Origin of the sequence: Streptomyces capitiformicae, assembly GCF_002214185.1 — a bacterium.
Classification (GTDB): Bacteria; Actinomycetota; Actinomycetes; order Streptomycetales; family Streptomycetaceae; genus Streptomyces; species Streptomyces capitiformicae.
Genome location: NZ_CP022161.1, coordinates 4300169 through 4322139, shown reverse-complemented (window position 1 = coordinate 4322139; position 21971 = coordinate 4300169). Strand labels below are relative to the sequence as shown.

16 protein-coding genes are annotated in these 21971 nt (G+C 71.7%); 12 read left to right on the top strand and 4 right to left on the bottom strand.

Annotated features, from left to right (window positions below; genetic code table 11):
• Window positions 1-2: 2 nt before the first annotated feature.
• The 4 genes from CES90_RS19205 to CES90_RS19190 form a co-directional block, all read right to left on the bottom strand.
• Window positions 3-248: an acyl carrier protein gene (locus CES90_RS19205; RefSeq protein ID WP_189786002.1), complete on the bottom strand. Its 246-nt coding sequence runs from the start codon at window positions 246-248 to the stop codon at window positions 3-5.
• A gap of 246 nt (window positions 249-494) precedes the next feature.
• The gene (locus CES90_RS19200; protein ID WP_189786003.1) at window positions 495-1337 is read right to left on the bottom strand and encodes an IclR family transcriptional regulator; all 843 of its coding nucleotides are present in this window, start codon (window positions 1335-1337) and stop codon (window positions 495-497) included.
• Between the two features lie 183 nt (window positions 1338-1520).
• The gene (locus CES90_RS19195; protein WP_189786004.1) at window positions 1521-2543 is read right to left on the bottom strand and encodes a hypothetical protein; all 1023 of its coding nucleotides are present in this window, start codon (window positions 2541-2543) and stop codon (window positions 1521-1523) included.
• On the bottom strand, window positions 2540-4804 hold the full coding sequence (locus CES90_RS19190) for an MMPL family transporter (RefSeq protein WP_189786069.1): 2265 nt from the start codon (window positions 4802-4804) through the stop codon (window positions 2540-2542). Before CES90_RS19190 ends, CES90_RS19195 begins: the two co-directional genes overlap by 4 nt.
• A gap of 393 nt (window positions 4805-5197) precedes the next feature.
• Here CES90_RS19190 and CES90_RS19185 point away from each other — a divergent pair, with 393 nt between their 5' ends.
• From CES90_RS19185 to CES90_RS19130, 12 genes are all read left to right on the top strand, one after another.
• Window positions 5198-5923: a TetR/AcrR family transcriptional regulator gene (locus tag CES90_RS19185; protein WP_189786005.1), complete on the top strand. Its 726-nt coding sequence runs from the start codon at window positions 5198-5200 to the stop codon at window positions 5921-5923.
• A 315-nt stretch (window positions 5924-6238) separates the two neighbouring features.
• Complete coding sequence (locus CES90_RS19180) at window positions 6239-10915, top strand: type I polyketide synthase (protein ID WP_268257038.1); 4677 nt, start codon at window positions 6239-6241, stop codon at window positions 10913-10915.
• Window positions 10916-11022: 107 nt separating this feature from the next.
• Entirely contained in the window at window positions 11023-12144 is a 1122-nt protein-coding gene (locus CES90_RS19175; RefSeq protein WP_189786007.1) for a Gfo/Idh/MocA family protein, read from the top strand.
• 1 nt (window position 12145) lies between these two features.
• Complete coding sequence (locus CES90_RS19170) at window positions 12146-13861, top strand: acyl-CoA dehydrogenase family protein (protein WP_189786008.1); 1716 nt, start codon at window positions 12146-12148, stop codon at window positions 13859-13861.
• A gap of 31 nt (window positions 13862-13892) precedes the next feature.
• Window positions 13893-14066 (top strand): hypothetical protein, encoded by a 174-nt coding sequence (locus CES90_RS19165; protein ID WP_189786009.1) that lies wholly within the window; start codon window positions 13893-13895, stop codon window positions 14064-14066.
• Window positions 14063-15094 (top strand): AvrD family protein, encoded by a 1032-nt coding sequence (locus CES90_RS19160; RefSeq protein ID WP_189786010.1) that lies wholly within the window; start codon window positions 14063-14065, stop codon window positions 15092-15094. Before CES90_RS19165 ends, CES90_RS19160 begins: the two co-directional genes overlap by 4 nt.
• Window positions 15091-15834, top strand: a complete 744-nt coding sequence (locus CES90_RS19155) for an AAA family ATPase (RefSeq protein WP_229914168.1) — start codon at window positions 15091-15093, stop codon at window positions 15832-15834. Before CES90_RS19160 ends, CES90_RS19155 begins: the two co-directional genes overlap by 4 nt.
• Before the next feature lie 271 nt (window positions 15835-16105).
• A complete protein-coding gene (locus CES90_RS19150) occupies window positions 16106-17230 on the top strand; it encodes an NADH:flavin oxidoreductase (protein WP_189786011.1) in 1125 nt (374 codons plus the stop codon).
• A 65-nt stretch (window positions 17231-17295) separates the two neighbouring features.
• Window positions 17296-17541: a hypothetical protein gene (locus CES90_RS19145; RefSeq protein WP_189786012.1), complete on the top strand. Its 246-nt coding sequence runs from the start codon at window positions 17296-17298 to the stop codon at window positions 17539-17541.
• Window positions 17542-17645: 104 nt separating this feature from the next.
• Complete coding sequence (locus tag CES90_RS19140; protein WP_189786013.1) at window positions 17646-18710, top strand: LacI family DNA-binding transcriptional regulator; 1065 nt, start codon at window positions 17646-17648, stop codon at window positions 18708-18710.
• A gap of 255 nt (window positions 18711-18965) precedes the next feature.
• On the top strand, window positions 18966-19130 hold the full coding sequence (locus CES90_RS19135; protein WP_189786014.1) for a hypothetical protein: 165 nt from the start codon (window positions 18966-18968) through the stop codon (window positions 19128-19130).
• A 199-nt stretch (window positions 19131-19329) separates the two neighbouring features.
• The gene (locus tag CES90_RS19130) at window positions 19330-21762 is read left to right on the top strand and encodes a SpoIIE family protein phosphatase (protein ID WP_189786015.1); all 2433 of its coding nucleotides are present in this window, start codon (window positions 19330-19332) and stop codon (window positions 21760-21762) included.
• Window positions 21763-21971: the final 209 nt, after the last annotated feature.

Genomic DNA, 21971 nt, shown 5'->3' with positions numbered 1-21971 from the left:
CGTCAGTGGTGGGCGAGGATGTAGTCGATGGCGTCGCTCACGGTCTTCATACGGCCGGCCGCCTCGTCCGGGATGGTCACCCCGAACCGTTCCTCCGCCGCGACCACGACCTCGACCATGGACAGGGAGTCGACGTCGAGATCGTCGGCGAAGGTCTTGTGGGGCAGCACCTCGTCGTGCGGGACCCCGGCTATCTCGTTGACGATGTCGGCCAGACCGCTGCGGACTTCTTCCTGTACGTCGTTCATGTGCGTCTCCTCGTGCTCGTGACGGCGTTGCTCTCGGCAAGCCGGTATCTGGGGGAGGGGCGGACCGCCCATGGGAAGACGGGGCTTGGGATCACGGGATGCGGGTCGTCGGAACGAGCCGGGCTCTGGAAGCGTCCTGAAGATCTTGAAAATGTGCCCGGCTTGCCCTGGTTGATGGCGATTGACATCTACCGGCAATCCGGGGTGAGCCGGGTGGCCGGAGCAAGATCTTCAGAGGTCCCCTAGCTAGGCGCAGGCGCCCTGGGTCCGATGGGTGCGCGACCCGGTCGCCCGCGTGGTCGGCGCCGCTTCGTCGCGGGGTGCCTGAGGGTCGGCGAGGGCTCGGGAGACACGCCGGGCGACCGCCAGCAGGGGGCCGACGGCACCCGGGACATGGGTGCTCGCCGCACCGACGGTGATCAGGCCGATGGCGCCCAGGACGACCCCGTCACCGTCGTGGATCGGCGCGGCGACCTCCACCACGCCGTTCAGCAGCTCGCCGTCGGACACGGCGTATCCCTGCCGCCGGGCCTGTTCGACTAGGCCGCGCAGGACGGAGGGGGCGCGGACGGTGCGCTCCGTGTACGTCCGCAGGTCGCCGCCGTAGACCTCGTCCTGGACGGCTGAGCCGGCGTCGGAGAGGAGGACCCTTCCGCAGGCCGTGGCGTGGAGGGGGAAGCGGTGCCCGCGGGACCACGAGCGGTGCAGGGGCCGGGCGCTTCCCGAGACGCTCTCCAGGCAGATTCCTTCGTTGCCGTCCCGCGTGGAGAGCAGGACGGCGCAGTGGGTCATGGAGCGCAGTTCGAACATGGAGGGGATGACCGCTCCGCGCAACGCGGAATACCGGGGGGCCAGGAGAGCGACTTCCCAGAGACGGAGGCCGATCGTGTACTTGTTGTCCTCCGTGCGTTCCAGCGCTCCCCAGGAAACAAGTTTCGAGACTATACGGTAGGTCGTGGCCACCGGTATTCCTGACCGTCTGCTGATCTGGCTCACGGTCAGCCTCACGTTGGCGGCGTCGAAGGCGCCCAGGACACCCAGAGTGCGCTCGACGACAGAACGGTCCGTCGGGGTGGATGACGTCGACATTCGGCAGGATCCCCTCTCTCGTTCATTGCGAAACGGTACTTGTCATTCAGGGCCGTGTGCAGCGATGAGGTCGGGGATCTCCCATTGTTTTCTCAGCTGTCGAGGTCGGTGAACGCGGATACCGAGAATTCATGTCCCGTCCGCCCGGTCCCGTGCATGCCGGACAGGGCGGACGGGAGGAATTCAGGCGGACGTGGTCCCGGCCCGCTCGCGGCGAGGATGGCGGGGCCGTGCCGAGGGATCGGTCGCGGGATAGCCCACCCGGAAGAAGACCAGGGGACGCTCCCCGTCCCTCGCCCCGCACACACGGGTCAGGTCGCCGACCGTGTCGGGGCAGTCGATGACATGGCTCTGCGGATGGACGTAGATTCCGTCTCGGAACAGGTCCAGCCACAGCCGGGTCACCAGCCGGCCGGCCTCGACCTCGCTCGCCGGGTCGTTCCCTTTGCCGAGGATGACCATGACGACGCCGTCGCCGCTGGTCGCGCTGGAGGACAGCGTGGTCAGCAGCCGGACCAGGCCCAGCGGCCGCAGTGCCCGGTACACCACGGGGGCGAAGAACATCCGCATGGCGGCGGCCTCGGCCTTGTTCAGGACCAGCATCACGTCGTTGAGCCCGTCCCGCTGGTAATCGGGGTGGCGGGGGGAGAGCCTGGCCCAGGCCAGCAGTTCCCGGGCGATCCCGGCATGGCCGAAGAACCAGTGGTAGGCGCGTACGAGGAGCGGCCGGGCGGCGTCCGTCGGCACGACGGCCACCCGGAAGCCGGACTCCTCCGCGGTCTTCAGGGAGCGGCCGATCACAGCCGGGGGCACCTGCTGCGGGGTCCAGGCGCCTCGCCACACGCGCCGGGCCTCGACGTCGGCCACCGAGCGGGTGCTCGGCTCCAGCCACTGGCCGGGCACGATCCGTCCCACGCGGGCGGCGGTGGCGTCGTAGTCGGGCTCGAAGCGCAGGGCCATCCCGGCCTCGGCGGCGCAGAGCAGCAGGCTCTCGATGTAGGTGCCCAGCGACAGCCTGAGATCCCGGTGCGACGGGTCGCTCGGGCCCAGCGCGTACTCCGCGCGCCAGCCCACCTCGACATGGTCGGGGCGGTACCGCAGGTCCCATGGCTGGGTGTTGTGGGCGTTGGCCGCTCGGGCCGCCGCATCGGCGACTCTGCGCAGGCGGTCGAGGGGGTAGATGGGTGTGCTCTCGGTCTCGGTCACGGCCGTGATCCCGTCGTCTGAGGCTCGGTGGCGGAGGTGAGGTGAGGGGTCGGTGCCGGTGCCGGTGCCGGCTCTTCCTCGGCGGATTCCTTGATGCCGAACCGGCGGTGGAGTGCTTTGAGGGGGGCCGGGGCCCACCAGTTGTAGGGGCCGACGGCTCGCATGAAGGCCGGCACCAGCACCCCGCGCACGAGGACCGCGTCGAGCACGATGGCGAGGCCGGTGGCCATGCCGTACATCTTGATCAGGGAGACGCCCGAGGTGAGCATGGCGAAGAAGGACACCGCGAGGATGGCCGCGGCGGCGGTGATGACGGGGCCGCTCGCGCCGAGTCCCTCCCTTACGGAACTCTCCAGCCGGCCGGTGCGGTCGTAGCGTTCCTTGATGCGGGCGACGAGGAAGACCTCGTAGTCCATGGACAGGCCGAAGGCGATGCAGAACATCAGGACCGGCATCGACACCGCGAGCGGCGACGGGGTGAAGCCGAGCAGGCCGGAGAGGTGGCCGTCGACGAAGACCCAGGCGGCGACGCCGAGGATGCCGACGAGGCTGAGGCCGTTGAACAGCAGCGCCTTGACGGGCATCAGCACGCTGCCCGTCAGCAGGAAGAGGAACAGCAGGCTCAGGACGCTGATCAGGACCATCGCCAGGGGCAGCTTGTCCGCGATGGAGCGGGTGATGTCGACCAGCTGGGCCGCCTGACCGCCGACCAGGACCTCGCTGCCGCCGGGCGGATCGACCGCGCGGACGTCGCGGGCCAGGTCGCCGCCCTTCTCGGAGTACGGGACCACGTCGGTCTGCACCTGGAAGCGGACCGCGTCACCGTCCCGGAAGGCGGCGGCCGTCCGCGGGTCGAGTGCGGTGATCCGGGAGCCGTCCCGGAACACCCCGGCGGCGCTGACGACCCGGGTGACCCCGGAGGTCCCGGAGAGGTCCGCGGAGTACCGCTCCAGTTCGGCGTCCGTTCCCTTCCACTGCTCGGACACCACGTTCAGCGCGCGGTCGTCGCCGACGCCGAAGTCGTCGCGTACGGCCTCGGTCACCAGACGGCTCTCGGTGTCCGTGGGCAGCACCCGCTCGTCCGGTACGCCGAACTGGGCGCCGGTGAAGGGCACTGCCATGATCAGCAGCAGCGCGATCACCGGGGTGGCGAGCAGGGCGGGACTCCGGAAGGCGAGGCCGGCCATCCGGCCCCAGAAGGTCTCGGCGGCCGGGGCCCGCCGGGTGCGCCGACGGCGGCCGAGGGCGTCGATCCTGTCGCCGAGCAGGACCAGGGCCGCCGGCAGCAGGTACAGGGAGCCGAGGACGGCCCACAGCACCACCGCGATGCCCGCCAGCGCGAAGGAGCGCAGGAAGTACTGGTCGAAGACGAGGAGCGTGGCGAGGGCGGCGCCGACCACGGCACCGCTGACGGCCACCGTGCGGCCGGCGGTCGCGCGGGTGACGCGCAGTGCTTCGGCGTTGCTGCGACCGGCCTCGCGTTCCTCCCTGTAGCGCGTGACGATCAGCAGGCTGTAGTCGACGGAGAGGCCGAGCCCGAGGGCGGTGATCAGGTTGACGGCGAACACCGAGACGTCGGTGAACTGCGCGGCGACGTTGACGGCGGCCAGCGACCCGATGATGGTGAGCACGGCCAGGAGCATCGGCAGCAGGGCGGCGATCAGCCCCCGGAAGACGATCACGAGCAGCAGCAGGGTGATCGGGATCGCGATGCTCTCCGCGGCGATGATGTCCTTCTCGACCTGCTTGTTCATGTCGTTGTTGATGGCGGTGATGCCACCGAAGGACACCGACACGGCACCGTCCGGGTCCGACAACTTCTCGTGCAGCGTGTCGGCGGTCCGCATGCTCTTGTTCTCGTCGCCGTCGACCCGGACGAGGATCAGAGCCGCGTCACCGGAGCGCAGGCTCTTGTCGCGGCTGTCGAAGTAGGAGGCGACGACCCGGGTGCCGGACGTGCCGGAGACCGTCTTGTCGATGGTTTCGGCCTTGGCGCGGGCCGTGGCACTGCCGGGTCCGCCCTTCGGGTCCTCGACCAGGATGACGAGATTGGGCTGGCTGCCGGGGAACGAGCGCTCCAGCGCCTCGGCGGCGGCCACGGAGTCGGAGCCCGGGTCGTCGAACCCGCCCGACTTCAGGTTGGCCAGCACCCCGGAGCTCGCGGCGCCTGCGACCAGCAGGAGCAGTAGTCCGGCGAGAAGGGTGAACCAGGGGCCGCGACGTTTCTTCCTGTCGCTCCCGGACGGCACCGGAGTGACCATCACGCTGGGGTCCTTTCTTCAGCTGTGCCCGCGGGCCCGTCAGGAGTCGGCCGGGGGCTGGATCGGTGGAATGGGGGAGTGGCCGCTACGGGACCGGCGGCCGGATACGGGCGTGAAGCCCGCCCCGGCGCATGGCGGTGCGCGGCAAACGAGCGCGGACCGCATCCCTCGTGACAGCACGGCCTTGTGCTGCGGACGCAGGGACGGATTTCCGTCGGCCAGCTGCTGACCTGGGAAGACACGGGCGTGACGAGTGCTCTGGTCGGAGAGCGCCTGCTCTTCGCCGAGAGCAGTGTTGCAGCGAACGCCGCTTCGACACAAGAGCAGCGATCTCTTTCTGAGAGCACTGCTCTCACGCTTGGGCGGTGCTCTCGTAGGTGGCAGACTGCTCTCATGGATGTCATCCAAGGAGCCAAGGAGAGAGTCCGCGCCGAGGTCGCCGGCGCCATCAAGGGCGAGGCCTGCAGACAGCTCGCCGCCGAGGGCGCGGCGCGGCTCTCGCTGCGCGCGGTCGCACGGGAACTGGGCATGGCCTCGTCGGCGCTCTACCGCTATTTCCCGAGCCGGGACGATCTACTCACGGCGCTCATCGTCGACGCCTACGACGCCATCGGGCAGGCCGCCGAGAGCGCCTTCACGAGGGCGGGCGTCACGGACCCGCAGCACGCATGGGTCGAGATCTGTCGCGCCGTGCGGGCGTGGGCGCTGGAACATCCGCACGAGTACGCGCTGATCTACGGTTCACCCGTGCCCGGCTACGCCGCCCCGCAGGACACCGTGGCCCCGGCCTCCCGGGTCGCGCTGGTCCTGCTCGCGGTGGCGGAGGCCGCCCACGACGCCGGCCTTCTCGCCGAGCCGGACCTTCCGGCGGCGGACTGCGACGCGGTCGTCGCCGAGGAGATCCGCCGGCTGCTGGAACAGCCCGACCGCATCCTCCCGGGGGCGGTCGTGCCCCGCCTGGCCGCCGCCTGGGCCCAGCTGTTCGGTCTGATCAGCTTCGAGGTGTTCGGACAGTTCAACCGGGTCATCGACGACCGCGACACCCTCTTCGAGAACGCGGTCGTCGCGCTCGCCCTCCAGGTGGGCCTGCGCTCCACGGGGCCGGACGCTCGAGCCTGACGGCGGCGCCGCCCGGTCCTCGTGTGTCCTCGCGTGCGGACCGGGTGGCGGCTCGAAGCGAGCCGAGTTCCTCTTCCGTTCGCCGCTTCGAACCGCCGGTCAATCGCATCCGAGCCTTGCTCCACCGTTTTGCAAGCTACTCACAGGTTTCCTTTCCGCTGGTTGAGAAGACCGCTTGCGCGCGCTCCGTAATCACGGCCAAGCTCTCCGTTGTCGGTGTCAGTGGCGGCCACACGTACTTTTGTCGCCTCTCTTTTTCTGGCGCCGAGCCATTTTCGCAATCGATGTTGGATCGAGGTAGCGTTCGTGGCTGATATGGCTATTGTCGGCATGTCGTGCCGATTTCCCGGAGCCGCCAATGTCGGCGAATTCTGGAAAATGCTGGTGAATGCCGAGTCGCAGTTCTCGGCGGTCCCCGCGAGTCGTTGGGACCACTCCGCCTACCATCGGCCGGGCGATTTCAGGGAGCCGCACGGCGTCTACACCGACCAGGTCGCTTTTCTGCCCGAGGTCGAGCGGTTCGCCCCCGCCCACTACGGCATTCCGCCCCGCCGGGCCCGCACGATGGACCCGCAGGCCAGGCTGTTCGTGGACCTGGCGCGGGAGGCGCTCCAGGACGCCGGCTGGGAGCGCACCGGCTTCGACCGGTCCCGCACAGGCGTCTTCGCCGGGGTGAGCTCGATCGACTACCGGGACATCAGCGTCTCCCGCGTCAGCGCAAACCTGCTGGCGGACGGCTCCCTCCATGACGGGGAGCGTGACCCGGAGCTGCTGGCCCGACTGCACGAGGCGACCGATTCCTCGCTGATGCCCATGAACTCCTTCACCATCCCCGGGTGTCTGGCCAACATGGTCCCCTGCGCCGTCAGCGAGGTCCTCGACCTCGGCGGCCCCTCCGTCTCGCTCGACGCGGCCTGCTCCTCGGCGCTCGTGGCGCTGGACGCGGCGGTGCGCAGCCTGCGCTTGGGCGCCTGCTCCATCGCTCTCGTGGGCGGCGTGTACATCAGCCTGTCACCGGCGCCCCTGGTCGGCTTCGCCCGGGCTGGCGCGCTGTCCCGCCACGGTGTGTGCCGGCCGTTCGACGAGCGCGCCGACGGCTTCGTGCTCGGTGAGGGCGGCGCCATCCTGGTGCTGCGCCCGGTGGAGGACGCCGTCGCGGCCGGCGACCGCATCTACGCCGTCATCACCGGGGTCGGCTCCGCCAATGACGGCCGGGGCGGCGGCCCGATGACACCGCAGGCCCAGGGGCAGCTCGCCGCCCTGCGCGCCGCCTACCGGGACGCCGGGATCACCCCTGGGCAGATCGACCTGCTGGAGGCACACGGTACGGGCACGCCTGTCGGCGACCGGACCGAACTCGAGGCCATCGGGTTGCTGCGCTCGGAGTCCGGCTCCGCGCAGCCGTGCTACGTCTCCTCCTCCAAGGCGCTGATCGGGCACACGCTGTCCGCGGCCGGGGCGGCGGGGCTGGTGAAGGCCGCGCTCGCCGTGCACCACGGCGTCGTACCGCCGCAGCCCGCGGAGATCCAGGTCAACGGCGCCCTTGACCTGGAGGGCTCCGGCCTGCGTCTGACCACGACCGCCCAGGAGTGGCCGCACGACGGCGTCCGCCGGGCGGGCGTCAGTTCGTTCGGCTTCGGCGGCACGAACGTGCACGCGGTCCTGGAAGGCGCTCCGGCCACCGACCCGGACCCGAGTGTCGGCCAACTCCCCGCCGAACCCTGGCTTTTCCTGCTCTCCGCCGGGTCCGTGGCGGACCTCGCCCGGCACGCGGAGGACGTGCGCCGGACGGTCGCCGCGGCCCCGGACGCCACACCCGCCGAGGTGGCCCACACCCTGGCCCGGCGTGATCTGCTCACCGCCCGCCTCGCGTTCGTCGCCGCGACCCGTGAGGAGCTGCTCGACCGGCTCCAGCTCGCCGCGCAGCGACTGGCGGACGGCGCGGTCGGGGAACTGGCTCCCGGCATCCACGCGGCGGCGAAGCCACTGCCCGCGGAGGAGCGCCGGATCGCGTTTGCCTTCCCGGGCCAGGGCTCGCAGCGGCCCGGCATGCTGGCGGACCTCGTCCGGCGGTTCCCCTCGCCGGCCCACCGAGCGGCCGAGCTGGCCGCGCTGACCGCCGAGGACTCCGACACGGTGCCGCACGCGCTGCCCGGACTGCTGTGGGAGGCGCACGACGCCGACGACAGCGACGCGCAGGCCGCTCTGATGGTGACCGACATGTGCCAGCCGGGCCTGGGCATCACGGGTGCCACCACCGTCGAGCTGCTCGCCGCCTTGGGGATCCGGCCCGATGTCGCAGTCGGCCACAGCGTCGGCGAGTTCCCCGCCGCGGTCGCGGCCGGGGCGTTCGCTGCTTCCGATGCTGTCAGGTTCATGACGCAAAGGGGGGCGGCGCTGGCCGCCGCCGTACCGTCCGGGACCGGTGCCATGCTCGCCGTACAGGCTCCCGCCGCCGAGGCCGAGCGCCTCGCCCTGGCCATCGAGGGGGTCTGGCCCGCCTGCTACAACCACGAGGGCCAGCTCGTGTTCAGCGGCGGCATCGAGAGCGTGGAGGCGTTGCGCGCCCACTGTGCCGAGCAGGGCGTCGCCGCGGTCCGGCTGCGGGTGTCGCACGCCTTCCACTCGCCCCTGGTCGCGGCCGCCGACGAGGTGATGGCGGAGACGATCGCAGGCCTCCCGCTGACCGAGCCCACCCGCACGTTCATCTCCGGCGTCAGCGGCCAGGAGTGCCGGGAACCGCAGGAGATCAAGGACCTGTGGGCCCGTCACAACACCGCCCCTGTACGGTTCACCGACGCCGTGCGGTCGGTCGTCGCGACCGGCGCCCGCTTCCTCGTACAGGTCTACGGCGGCGACACCCTCCTGCGCATGGCCAAGCGCGGCGCGGCGGGAGCGGACCTGGAACTCGTACCGCTGACGACGAGCCGGTCGGACGACGGCCGCGCCTTCCTCACCGCGCTCGGCCGGCTCGCCGTGGCCGGGGCGCCGGTGGACCCGGCCGCGCTGTTCCCCGCGGACGGCGGTCGGCTGCTGTCCCTCCCACCGTCCCCCCTGGAGACGGCGGTGTACACGGTCCGCACCGGCACCGGCCGCAACCGGCGCCGCACGGTGATTCCCAGCCCCGCCGCGACCACCACGCCCGAACCCTCCGTCGCCCCCGTCCCCGAGCCGAGTCTGCGCACGGTCATTCCCTCCCCCCTTGCCACCTCCCCGATCGGAGAGCCGAGGATGAGCGGTCTCATCGAGTTCCTGCACGCCCAGGTGTCCCTGCTCCAGTCCTTCGACCCGGCCGGCCGGAACCTGCCCTACGCGGCCGTCCCGACGGTCACCGCACCCGTCCAGGAGCCGCTCCAGGAGAAGCTGTCTGAGGCCGTCCGTGCGGGACGGGCGCCTCAGGCTCTCTCCCTCGAACCCGCCGCACCGCCGGTCCAGGCCGGGACCGACGAGGTGCGGGCGGCCGTGTACGCCGGGATATCCAAGGTCAGCGCCTACCCCGAGGACTTCCTGCGGCCCGAGCACGTCTTCGCCACCGACCTCGGATTCGACTCGATCATGCTGGCGGAGCTGGCCACCCGGCTGCGCGGCAGGTGGCCGGACCTTCAGGTGAAGGCCGCCGAGATGATGGACATCGCCACGATCGGCGACCTGGTCACGACCATCGAGGACCGCCTCGGAGTGGCACCCGCGGCGCGCCCCTCCGCCGCCCCGACGCCGGTCGCGGAACCGGTGTCGGCGCTCGCCGCCCCCGTACCCGCCGAGCGGCGCCGCAGCACGGAGGACCGTCGAGAGGCCGCCGACGTCCGGGTGTTCCCCGAGGTCCTCGCCTCACTGGAGCGCAAGCGGAGCCTCGAGGCGTCCGGCGTCGTCAACCCGTACTTCCTGCCGCACGAGGGCACCATCCGGGACACCACCCGGGTGGCCGACCGTGAGCTGATCTCCTTCTCCAGCTACAACTACCTCGGTCTGTCGGGCCACCCGGCGGTCGCCGCGGCGATCCAGGAGGCCGTCGAGCGCTACGGCTCCTCGGTGTCCGCCGCCCGCATCCTCTCCGGCAACCGCCCGCTGCACCAGGAACTCGACCGGGGCCTGGCCGAACTCGTCGGCGCCCAGGACGCCGTGAGCCTGGTCAGTGGGCATGCCACCAACGTCACCGTGATCGGGCACCTGATGGGCCCCGGCGACCTGATCCTGCACGACTCCCTCGCGCACGACAGCATCATCCAGGGCTGCCGCCAGTCGGGCGCCGCCCGGCAGCCCTTCCCGCACAACGACCTGGTGGCCCTCGACCGCATCCTCGACCATGTGCGGGACAACTACCGCCGGGTGCTGATCGTGGTGGAGGGCGTCTACAGCATGGACGGTGACACCGCGGACCTGCCCGCGCTCATCGCCGTCAAGCAGCGGCACGACGCCCTCCTCATGGTCGACGAAGCCCACAGCATCGGCGTGATGGGCAAGACCGGCGGCGGCATGGCCCAGTTCTCCGGGGTCAACCCCGACGACGTGGACGTGTGGATGGGCACCCTGTCCAAGTCCCTCGCCAGCTGCGGTGGTTACGTGGCCGGACGACACGAGCTGATCGAGCACTTCCGGTACACCCTGCCGGGCTTCGTGTTCAGCGCGGGGCTGCCCCCGGCGTCCACCGCCGCTGCTCTCACCGCGCTCCGGCTGATCCGCGAGGAGCCCGAGCGCGTCACCCGGCTGCACGACAACGCGGCACTGTTCCTGCGGCTCGCGGCCGAGGCCGGCGTCGACGTGGGCACCAGCGAGGGCACCCCGGTCGTGCCCGCGATCACCGGCGACTCCGAGAAGGCGCTCCGCCTCGCCGACCGCCTCTACGCCCGCGGCGTCAGCGCCAACCCGATCCTGCACCCGGCGGTGGAGGAACGTCTCGCCCGGCTGCGGTTCTTCATCACCTCCGAGCACACGGAGGAGCAGATCACCACCGCGGTCCGCATCCTCGGAGAGGAACTGGCCGCGTTGTCCTGACCCTCCCCGAACGGCACCGGGGTGGAATCGGCCGATTCCACCGCCGTCGGTTCCGCTCCGGTGCGCTCCGCACTCCGTCCCGTCCCTCCCCAGACGAGGAAGAAGCCATGACCGAACCGATTCGTGTAGGTGTCATCGGCGCCGGCACCGAACGGGGCTGGGCCAAGGCGGCACACCTGCCGGCCCTGAAGGCCCTGCCGGACTACGAGCTCACGGCGGTCGCGACGACCCGCGCCGGCAGCGCCCGCCGCGCCGCCGAACAGCACGGAGCAGCCCACGCCTTCACCGACCCGGCCCGGCTCAGCGGCCATCCCGAGGTGGACCTGGTCGTCGTCGCGGTGAAGACACCGGACCATACCGACCTCGTCCTGCCCGCCCTGGAGGCCGGCAAGCACATCTACTGCGAATGGCCGCTCGCCCGCACCACCAAGGAAGCCGAGGTGATGGCCGAGGCCGCCCGGCAGGCAGGCGTCCACCACACCGTCGGCCTCCAGGCCCGGCAAGCGCCCGCCGTCCGCCACGCCCGCCGGCTGCTCACTTCCGGCGCCATCGGCAGGGTCACCGGCGTCAACGTCTTCGCCACCCGAGCCAAGGGAGCCGGCGGCACCCTCACCTCCGACGCCGTCTACACCGTCGACCGGCGCAACGGCGCCGGAACCCTGGAGGTCGCCGGCGGGCACACGCTGGACCTGCTGGAGTTCCTGTGCGGGCCCGTCGGCCGGCTCTCGGCGTCCCTGTCCGTGCAGCAGCCCAGGCTGACCGTCTCCGACACCGCTGAGAGCATCGGCGTCACCAGCGCCGACCACATCGTCATCGGCGGGTTCCTGGTCACCGGCGTCCCCGTGTCGGTTCACATCCACGACGGCAAGACCGGCCACGCCCGCACCCGCCTGGAGTTCTCCGGCACCCGCGGCAGCCTCGCCCTCGTCTCCGAAGGGCCCGCCGCGGGACACGGCATCCAGATCAGCGACATCCGTCTGTACGAGGACAAGGGCGCCGCCACCGACGGCCGCCGGGAAGTGCCCGTGCCGCCGGAATGCCGTACCGCTGTGGACGTACCCGACACCGCCGTGCGCAACGTGGCGGAGCTCTACACCGCGCTGGCCCGGGACATCCGGACCGGCTCGCACACAGTGCCCGACTTCGAGGCCGGCCTGAGACTGCACCGGCTCCTCGACACCGTCCGCTCCGCCGACCAGGCCGCGGCGAGCCAGGTCCGAGAGGTGTGAGATGACCGTCCAAGTTTTCGCGGAGCGCCCGACAACGCAGGTCGCGCCAACGTTCGCGCCGACCTTCCTGACCGCCCTGACCGGCGGCGACCCGGCATGGGACGTCCGGCGCGGCGCGTCCGCACCGGAGAGCGTTGAACAGCCGACGGAGGTGGTGCGGATCCTGGCCTTCCTCGACACCGAGGTCGACCCGGACGCCGTCGACCGGGAGGGAGAGATCCCCCCGTTCCTGATCGCGCGCCTGCGAGACCTCGGCGCCTTCAGGCTCGCGACGAGCCAGGACCTCGGCGGGCTCGGGCTGACGCCGTACACGCTGTTCCGGGCCGTCGAGGCGGTCGCCTCCCGGTCCGCCGCGATCGGCTTCATGCTCGGCGTCCACAACGGCATCGGGGTCGCCACGTCGCTGCTGCCGACGCTGCCGCACGGCTCGCTGCGCGACCTCATCCGGCGCCGCAGCGCCGAGGGCATGATCTCCGGCTTCGCGGACACCGAGCCCGCCGGACAGGGCAACCGGTGGCCGAGGACGACCGCGGACCCGACCCCCGACGGCTCGGCGTACGTGCTCAAGGGCGACAAGCTGTTCATCAGCAACGGACCCGTCGCCGACCTCCTCGGGGTCACCGTGACCGTACGCGACGAGGACGGCCCCCGCGTCGGCCTCGCCGTCGTGGACACCCGGAGCCCCGGATTCGAGGTACGGGCCGACCTGGAGTACCTGGGCGTACGGGGCCTGCCCAACGGCTGGCTGCGCCTGAAAGGGGTCACCATCCCCAGGGACCATGTGGTGACGGTCGCGCAGGGCGACCCCCGGCACACCCCGGAACGGATGTCGGCCTACCTGACCGCGCGGATGCTCATCCAGGCGGCCCCGGCGCTCGCCATCGCCCGCAACTGCCTGCGCTGGTCACGGGAGTTCACCGCGCGCCGACGCGTCGACGGCATCGGGCTGGGGGAGTACGACCTCATCCAGCGCACGCTCGCGGCCAACGCGGCGGAAGTACGCGCCATGGACGCGGTGGTGCGCTGGAGCCTCGGTGCCCCGGCCCCCGGCGACCGCTGGTTCGAGCGCATGTTCGCCCGTAACTTCTGCACCGAGGCGGCCGCCCGGGTTGTGGACCGCACGGTCTCGCTCCTCGGCGGCGAAGGAGTGGAAACCGACCGCTCCAAGCGCCGGCGCGGGGCACCGTCCGTTCCGCTGGAGCGGGCCTTCCGGGACATCAGGATGCTGCGGACGGCCGGAGGCGTCGATGACCTGGCCGACGCACAGGCGGCCCAGGCGCTGCTCGCACACGTCGCGGATACGGCCCCGGCCGGCCTCGCAGCCGACGCTTTCGCGGACACACTCCCGGCCACCGAGAACCTCTCCCCGCGCAACGCCCGCCATCTGCGGGACCTGTACGAGGACTTGGCCCGCTTCCCCGCCGCCTGCCGCGACGTCGGCGCCCGCACGGCCGGGGAGCGGGAGCGACGCGCCCAGCAGTACCCGCTGCTGCTGCTCGGCCGGATCGCCCGCGAACTGCTCGGCACCGCGGCGGTCCTCGCCACGGCCGAACAGGACGGGCACCAGCGACTCACGGACGTCCACTGCACGGCCGCCCGGTTCCGGCTGCGCGACCTGTGGGCGCAGCTCGACGCACCGGATCACCCGGACCACGCCGGCATCGCACGCGCGGTGCTGTCCCGGGACCGGCACGTCGACGACCTGCTCGGCCTGTGACCCCGCCCGCAGACCCGACAGGAGGCCCGTCATGCACGCCGCCACCGCACACCCCACAGCCTCACCGCCCCCATCCGTGGACCCTGACCGGACGACGGCCCCGGCCGCGCTCCTGCTCTCCTCGCACGAGATGTTCCACCAGATGATGGCCGCTCCCTGGGCGAGCCGCCCGCTCACCCGGACCGTCTCCACGAGGTGCCCGTGACGGGCCCGGCAGGGGCCCGGCTGGTCGTCCCCGCCATCGACGACCATCTCGGTCCCGGTGAGCACCGTTATTTCGGTGGCGGCTTCCGCCGCGTGCGGCACCGGCTGGAGGCCATCCGGGTCTCCAGCCGGGCCGAGTCCACCGAGGCGACCGCCCGCGCGTCCGTGAGCTACCCGGCCGACTGGTCCGCGAAGGGCACCGGCGAACTCGTCCCCCACCTCAGCAGCATCGACGCCCTGGCGCTGGGCGCGCAGCTCGCCGAGATCCTGCTCGGCCACGCCTACGGTCTCGACGCCGGCACGCGCTCGCGGATGTGGCTGCGCGGGGTACGCCTGCGGGCCGGCGTCCATCCGCAGGAGGACCTCGACCGCCTCGCCGTGCACGGCGTCGTCCGTCCCGCCGAGTCGGCGCACGTCACCGACGGTCTGCGCGCCTCGCCGATCCGGGCTCGCATCGGCTCGATGGAGGTCTGGTGCGAGGTCCAGCACGAGGTGGCGGGCGGATACCGGCCCGACCACGCCGAGGCGCGCCACCCGAGCGCCGAGGACGTCCTGGGGGAGCCGTACCGGCGGTACTTCGCCGAGCTCTTCCGGCACCGCGGCCAGCGCGTCACAGACCTCACCGTCGACCGGGAGGCCGGACGCGTGGACGCCACCGTCCACATCACGCCCGCGCCCGGCGAAAGCCGTCTCCGGCCCACCGGCCTGGAGTCCGCCTACCTGCCCAGCGCGTCCATGATCGACGCGATCACCGTGATGGGCCAGCTCGCCCAGGTCCTGCTGTACGAACTCGACGGCATCGACCGCGGCGACAGCGACACCCTGTGGCTGCGCCAGGCAGTCCTGTCCACCCCTATGCCGCTGCGGGGACTGGATCGCGCGTTCCCCGTGCACGCGCGGATCGAGGACACCCGCTTGCTGTCCATCGCCGACGACACCTGGCGGGTCTGCGATCTCGGCTACGCGTTCCACGGCATCACCGGAGGCTTCTCCGTGGCACACCGACTACCCGGCCGAGGGCTGCGATGACGACGACAGGGCTCGCCCCCACGAGTGCGGTGCGGAACTGGACGGCCATGCGGAGACTGGCTGTCTCCGGGACGTACAGCACGGGCAAGACCACGACGACCATCGCGCTCTCCCACCTCACCGGAGTACCGCGCACCCACGCCCGGACCATGCGCGAGATCCTCGCCGACGCGCTGCCGGGCAAGCGTCTGGAGCAGTGCACGGCCGCCGAACTGATTCAGCTCGGCATCCGTCGGTTCACCGAGCGCGCCGTGCACGAGTCCCACCTCCCCGACGGCTTCCTCTCCGACGGCTCCTCCCTGCACGAGTGGGTGTACGGCAAGGTCCGCGTCCGCGCCGGGATCCATCCCACCGACGGCTACGAGGCCGGCGAGCAGGCGCCGGGCTTCTACGAGGAAGTGATCGACGCCATGGGCGCGGTGCTGAAGGATCACGCGCGCCGGGCCTACGACGTCTTCGTCCATCTGCCGGTGGAGTTCGACCTGGTCGCCGACGGGCACCGGCCGGTCTCCAAGCGCTTCCGGAGCATGTCCGACGAGCTGCTGCGCGGCACGCTCGACGAACTCCGCATCCCGTACCACGTCGTGGGCGGCACCCTCGAACAGCGGCTCGCCACCATCGTCGACATCTTCGGCCTGCCCGCGCGGATGAGCCTGGAGCGCGCCGTGGAACTGGCCCGCCGGGAGACCGCCGACACCTACCGACAGGTCTCGGAGGCCGCCGAGCGTCGCCCCGCGTGAGGGCGCGACGGGGGCCGAGGGGCTCTCGTCCGCGGACGGGAAACGCGAGTGTGATGACCGTCCCCGCGTTCGGGCACCGGCTTCCGGCGCCGCAGGGCACGCGGGCACCAGCGGCTGACACCAGGCCCCGTGAGGGCATCCGTCCTTGAGCTCATCGCGCCGTACGTCATGGCCACGTGCTCGACCGAGTGGCCTCGCGCTTCGGGCCGCCCGCCGCCCACGCGTCACCACCAACCCCTGACTCCTGACCCCCGACTCCGAGGGAGCCTCCATGCCCGCCACCACCCCCGCCCCCCGAACCACCGTCCCCGCGCCCGCTTCCGTCCCCGCGGTGGCCCCGCTGTTCCGCTCCTTCTCGGTGGGCGGGCTGCGTCTGCCCAACCGGATCATCATGGCGCCGATGACACGGAACTTCTCGCCGAACGGCGTTCCCGGCCCCGAGGTCGCCGAGTACTACGCGCGCCGGGCCCGGGGCGGCGTCGGTCTCATCGTCACCGAGGGGACGGTCGTGGGCCACGCCGCATCCGCTCCCACCACGACCGTGCCGTGCTTCCACGGCGAGGACGCCCTCGCGGGCTGGGCCCGGGCCGTGGAGGCGGTGCACGCGGAGGGCGGCCGCATCATCCCGCAGCTGTGGCACGCGGGCCTGGAACGCAAGGGCGACGACGTCCCCGACCCGCAGGTGCCCGCAGCGGGGCCCGCCACGCTCTCCGAGTCCGGCATCGCCGAGGTGGTCGCCGCTTTCGCCCAGGCCGCCGCGGACGCCAAGCGGCTGGGCTTCGACGGTCTCGAACTGCACGGCGGACACGGCTACTTGATCGACCAGTTCCTCCGTCCGGAGATCAACACCCGCACCGACGGATACGGCGGTGACCTCGGGGGCCGCACCCGGTTCCCGGCCGAGGTGGTGGCGGCGTGCCGGGCCGCGGTGGGCTACGACTTCCCCATCTTCCTGCGGATCTCCCAGTGGACCGTCGGCGACTTCGGAGCCCAGCTGGCGGCCACCCCCGACGAGCTGGAACTGATGCTCGGCCCGCTGATCGAGGCGGGCGTCGACGTCTTCGACTGCTCGACCCGGCGTTTCTGGCTGCCGGAGTTCCCCGGTTCGGACCTTTCGCTGGCAGGCTGGGTGAAGAAGCTGACCGGTCTGCCGACGGTCGCCGTCGGCTCGGTCGGGCTCCACGACAGCGAGTTCCTGAGCGCGCTCATCGAGGGCAAGGGCGCGGCGAACGGTTCCCTGGACCGGCTGGTGGAGTTCATGGAGCGGGACGAGTTCGACCTCGTAGCCGTCGGGCGCCTGCTGCTCTCGGACCCGGAATGGGTGGCCAAGATCCGCGACGGCCGCCAGGGCGAACTGCGCCCGTTCTCCGCCGAGGCCCTGCTGAGCCTGGACTGAGACGGTCCCGGTCACCAGCGGGGAGGGTCTTCACAGCCGTTGAGCTGTGAAGACCCCGTGCACCGATGGGCCGACTTCCGTCGGTGCCGACGGACACCGCCTGTGCCCGTGTGCTGCTCTTGGTCGCGGTGAACACCCGCCCGTTCAGCACCACGGTGGCCACCCGCACCGGGGGCGTGCCGGTCGCTGCCCGGGCGGCCGTACCGGCACCGGCCACCGCGAGGGCGCCCCGCCCCGGCCGAGGCCAGGAACGTCCGCCGCTGCGGCGGGCCGCCCGCGGACCCTGCAAGGGTGCTGTCGAAGACATCTGACATCTGATAACTCCTCACCCGGCGGGCCGTACCGGCCGCCGTCGCCCGGTACGGTGTGTGATCAATGTCCTAACCACAAGCCGTTCAGGGCTGTTGGGGTACAGATGACGATCTCGCGTGTCTGGCGGCGTCCCACGCTCGGCGCCGTGGCCGCACGGGCCGGAGTGTCCACGGCCACGGTGTCGAACGCGCTCAACGGCACCGGCCGACTGTCCGAAGCGACCAGGCAGCGGGTGCTCGCCGCGGCACGCGAACTCGGGCACGCCCCGGCCAGCACGGCCCGGGCCCTGGCGCGCGGCGGCACCGGAGTGCTCGGCCTGACCACGACGACGTACGGCGACCTTCCCGTCTCGTACATCGAGATTCCCTATTACGCACAGCTGACGCTGAGCGCGATGGCGGCGGCGCACGAGCGCGGCTACATGCTCATGGTGATGCCGAGTTCCCTGTCACCGTGGACGTGGCTCAACACGCCGATGGACGGCGTCATCCACGTCGAACCGCGCGCCGACGACCCGGTGTGTTCCCTCCTGCGGGAGCGGGGCATCCCGATGGTCAGCGAAGGCCGGCCGTCCCAGCCGTGCTGGGACGACGCGTGGGTGGACACCGACCACGAAGCCGGCATGCGCCTGCTGCTCGACCACCTCGCGGAGTCCGGCGCGCGGCGGATCGCGCTCTCCCAGCCGCTTCACGACGACGCGTACCCGATTCTGATCGGACGCGCGTACGCGTCCTGGTGCGCCGAGCGCGGCATGCCCGCCCTCGTCGAGGAGTACGCCGCGCTGCCCGACTACTTCACGTCGGAACGGGACGCGGTCGGCCGGCTGCTCGCCCGCGATCCGCGACCGGACGCCGTCATCGGCGTCTACTCCGACTCCGGTCACAACATCCTCGCCGCCGCCCGGCACCATGGGATTCGGGTGCCGCAGGATCTGCTGGTGGCGTGCATCAGTGAGGACCCGGACTACGCGACGACGACCCCGCCCGTCACCACGCTCAGCCTCCGCCCGGACCGGGTGGGCGCCGAAGTGGTCGATCTGCTGATCGCTGTCATCAACGCCCGCAGCGGTGTGGAGCGGCGTCGGCTCGTGCAACCGGTGCTGCTCCCTCGCCGGTCCACACGGCGCGCGGCGCGGCGGAGGAACGGTACACCGACCAGCACACCGTGACCCCACGATCCCGCCAGGGCTGCGGAGACCCGGGCCGCGCGGCATCCGCCGCCTGCTGGGCATGGGGCGGCTGGTGACGCTCACGGGAGCGGGCGGCGTGGGCGCGAGGCGGTGGGCGCTGAGGGCCGTCGGCGGAAGCGCCGATCACATGCTCGCAGTTGTCCAACACGATCAGCGCTTGATGCCGGGCCAGGTGACTCGCGAGCTGGTCGAGGATGGGCCTGGCGCCATCACCGTTCCGCGGCGCTGCGCGGCATGACCGCCATGGTGATCGGCCCGCTGGTGTCCACTGCGGTCACCACGGCCGTGGTCCTCGTACGCGTCGGACCGCGGATGTCCTCGCTCGCACAGTGGCTGAACCATGAGCTGTCCCCGCTGACCTGGGGGAGCGGCAAGTGTGCGGCCTGGTACCGGGCCTGATGGTCTCCGCCGACATCAGCGGGACGATCAGCAAGACAGTCCCCGTGTCCGGCTGAAGCCGAGCACTCGCCTGTGGTCACTGGTGTCTGGGCCGCCGGTTGAGCGGGGTGCGCTGCGGCGGGATGCTGGAGGCAGCGCCCGTGAGGGGTGAGTCAGCGCCCGCGCCGGGGCGCGGCAGGCACGAGGTCGGGATACATCCATGGACAACGAGCCCGACACCACCACAGCAACAGGGGGCGAAGCAGCACCCGAGGACTTCGCGGTGGTCATCGACACCCGCGGAGCCGTCATGATGTGGAGCGCCGGAGCCGGGCGACTGCTCGGGTACGAGCGCGAGGAAGTGGTCGGTCGGCAGGCCACCGGCCTGCTCGCCGGGAGAATGCCCGTCGCGATGCGGCGCCACCTGGCCGCCGGGGAACCGTGGACGAGCGACGTGGCGCTGCGGGACCGGGACGGAGACCGTGTCACCGTGCAGCTCCGGGGCACGCCGCTGGCGGACGCGCACGGCGGCACCCACTGGATCGTCACCCCGGCGGCGGTGACGTACGCCTCCGGACCGACCGATGCGGGGACGGCGGACCTGTGGGACCTCACGCTCGCGCAGCTCCCGTTGCCCGTGGCCGTCTACGACAGTGAGGCGCGGTTCGTGACCTGCAACCAGGTGATGAGCCAGGCCATGGGGCTGAAGCCGGACGAGATGAAGGGCCTGACGTTGTGGGAGATCTATCCCACCCCGCCCCTGGACGAGATCGACCGCCTTCAGCACCAGGTCGTGCGCACCGGTGAGATGATCTTCCGCGAGGAGCAGCCGTTCCGGGGCTCGGGTGAGGTCCGCGATCACGCGTGGTCGCTCTTCCTCTCCCCGCTGAAGGACCGGGCGGGCGCGGTCCTGGGGATGTCGGCGTTGGTGATCGACATCACCGAGCAGTACTGGGCCCGGCGTCGACTGGCGGTCCTCAGCGACGCCGGCGTGCGCATCGGCAGGACCCTGGACGTGACCAGGACAGCCGAGGAACTGGCCGACGTGGCGGTGGCGGGGTTCGCCGACTTCGTCGCCGTCGACCTGCTGGAATCGGTCGTCAAGGGACACGAGCCGCAACCGATACCGCCCGCCACGCCGGTCGTCTGCCGCTGTACCGCGCAACGGTCCGTGCTCCCGGGGTGCCCGGAATCCGTGACCCTGCCGGGCGGCACCGACGTCTACACCCCCGGCTCCCCACCCGCCCAGGCCCTGATCACCGGCCGGGGTGCCTTCTACCGTGTGGGCGACCCGCTGCTGCGCGAGTGGGCGTCGGCCTCCCCGGCCCGTGCCGAGAGCATGAGGCGATCCGGGATCCATTCGGTGATGATGGTGCCGCTGCGCGCGCGGGGCGTCACTCTGGGGGTGATGCACCTCCTGCGGCACCGTACCGAGGACCCCTTCGTCGAGGACGACCTGGTGCTCGCCGAGGAGATCGCCGCCAGGGCCGCGGTGAGCATCGACAACGCCCGCCGCTACACCCGCGAGCACCGGACTGCCCTCACCCTCCAGCGCAGCCTGCTGCCCGAGCGGCTGCCGGGAGCGGAGGCGGTGGACCTCGCCTACCGGTACCTCCCAGCCGGTTCGGGCGACGAGATCGGCGGAGACTGGTTCGACGCGATCGCCCTGTCCGGGGGACGGGTCGCGCTGGTGGTGGGCGACGTCGTGGGCCACGGCGTGCACGCCTCGGCCACGATGGGCCGCCTGCGCACCGCGGTACGGACCCTCGCCGACGCCGATTTCACGCCCGACGAGCTGCTCACCCGGCTGGACGACCTGGTCATCCGGCTCGACCGGGAGGAAGGCCCGGATGCGCGACGGGAGGCGGAGGAGGCCTCGGGTGAGGTCGGGGCCACCTGCCTCTACGCCGTCTACGACCCCGTCGCCGGCCGATGCGACCTGGCACGGGCCGGGCACCCACCGCCCGTCCTGGTGACCTCCGACGGCACCGCCCAAGTCCTGGACCTGCCCGCCGGGCCACCGCTCGGCATGGGCGGACTGCCCTTCGAGGCAGCCCGGATCGACGTGGGCGAGGGCAGCCTGCTCGCCCTCTACACCGACGGCCTGATCCAGGCCCCCGACCGCGACATCGACGTCGGACTCGGCCTGCTGAGTGAGGCGCTGCGTCGCCCGGCCGCCGACCTGGAGGAAACCTGCGACGAGGTGCTGCGCAAGGTGATGCCCGAACCCCCTGCCGACGACATCGTGCTGCTCCTGGCCCGCACCTCCACGCTCGGCGCCGACCAGGTACACACCTGGCAGCTGCCCATGGATCCCGCGGCCGTCGCCGGCGCCCGCAAGGTGGCGGGCGAACAGCTGGACGCCTGGGGGCTGGCCGAGCTCGAGTTCGCCACCGAGTTGATCGTCAGCGAGCTGGTCACGAACGCCATCCGTTACGGCCACGACCCCGTCCAGCTGCGGCTCATCCGCGCCGACGCCCTCATCTGCGAAGTCTCCGACGGCAGCAGCACCGCCCCGCACCTGCGGCGGGCCCGCATCTACGACGAGGGCGGGCGCGGACTGCTGCTCGTCGCCCAGGTCGCCGAGCGCTGGGGCAGCCGCCAGACCTCCGACGGCAAGACGATCTGGGCCGAACAGCCCCTGCCGGATTGACGTCGGACACCAAGAACAACCTGATCGAGGCGACCAACGCGTACAAGGTCGCCGGCAACGACCGTGACGGCTGCTTGCCGTGATGTCGACGCTTCCTGCCGGCCGGGGGGCGACCTCAGGTCGTGGCCAGGACGGCGGAGATCAGGGCCCGCAGGCAGGCCCGTTCGGCCTGCTCGTCCGAGAAGGCATCGGCCGAGCGCGGGCTCGCG